Source organism: Streptomyces sp. NRRL B-24572, from assembly GCF_002156145.1.
Taxonomy (GTDB): domain Bacteria; phylum Actinomycetota; class Actinomycetes; order Streptomycetales; family Streptomycetaceae; genus Streptomyces; species Streptomyces vietnamensis.
Window position 1 is genome coordinate 1 of the sequence record NZ_MWIG01001037.1, and the last position, 1,294, is coordinate 1,294.

At 71.6% G+C, this 1,294-nt stretch carries 1 protein-coding gene; it reads left to right on the forward strand.

Annotation, left to right across the window (positions count from 1 at the left end):
* Nucleotides 1-1,294 (forward strand): MinD/ParA family protein (locus tag CCN56_RS39830; RefSeq protein WP_143664815.1); only part of this gene is annotated, 1,294 nt, incomplete at both ends.

Sequence of the window (1,294 nt, forward strand, 5' to 3'; positions counted from 1 at the left end):
CGGCTACCCGCAGCAGCCCGGCGCGCCCGGCGGTGTCCCGCCGCAGGCGCAGGCCCCCGGCGGCTACGGCTACCCGCACCCCGGAGCCGTACCCCCGCAGGCGGCGCAGGCCCCGCAGCCTCCGTACGACGGTCAGCCGGCCGTGGATCCGCGGACCGGTGCCGCCTGGCCCTCGCCGGTGACGCACGACCAGCGGGAGCGGTCCGTGCCGGGCGCCCCGCTCGGGTACAACGCGGCCGTCGAGCTCTCCTCCGACCGGCTCCTGCGCAACAACAAGCAGAAGCCCAAGTCCAGCCGGAACCCCGGTGCCGCCAACCGCTTCAAGCTCGGCGGCAAGAAGGAGGAGGCGGAGCGGCAGCGGAAGCTGGACCTGATCCGTACGCCGGTCCTCTCCTGCTACCGGATCGCGGTCATCTCGCTCAAGGGCGGCGTCGGCAAGACCACGACGACCACCGCGCTCGGCGCGACCCTCGCCACCGAACGGCAGGACAAGATCCTGGCGATCGACGCCAACCCGGACGCCGGCACGCTCGGCCGCCGGGTGCGGCGCGAGACCGGGGCGACCATCCGCGACCTGGTGCAGGCGATCCCGTACCTGAACTCGTACATGGACATCCGCCGGTTCACCTCGCAGGCGCCGTCCGGCCTGGAGATCCTCGCCAACGACGTGGACCCGGCCGTCTCGACGACCTTCAACGACGAGGACTACCGGCGTGCGATCGACGTCCTCGGCAAGCAGTACCCGATCATCCTCACCGACTCGGGCACGGGTCTGCTGTACAGCGCCATGCGCGGGGTCCTCGACCTCGCCGACCAGCTGATCATCATCTCCACGCCCTCCGTGGACGGCGCCTCCAGCGCCTCGACGACCCTCGACTGGCTGTCGGCCCACGGCTACGCGGACCTGGTGCAGCGGTCCATCACGGTCATCTCGGGTGTCCGCGAGACCGGCAAGATGATCAAGGTCGAGGACATCGTGCAGCACTTCCAGACCCGCTGCCGCGGTGTCGTGGTCGTGCCCTTCGACGAGCACCTGGCGGCCGGTGCCGAGGTCGACCTCGACATGATGCGGCCGAAGACCCGGGAGGCGTACTTCCACCTCTCGGCGATGGTGGCCGAGGACTTCGTACGGGCGCAGCAGGCGCAGGGGCTGTGGACCGGTGACGGCCAGGGCGCGATGCCTCCGCACACGGCCCCGCCGATGCCCGGTCAGCCGATGCCCGGACAGCAGGTTCCGGGGCAGTTCGCGCCCGGTCAGCCGATGCCGGGTCAGGTGCCCGGACAGCCGATGCCC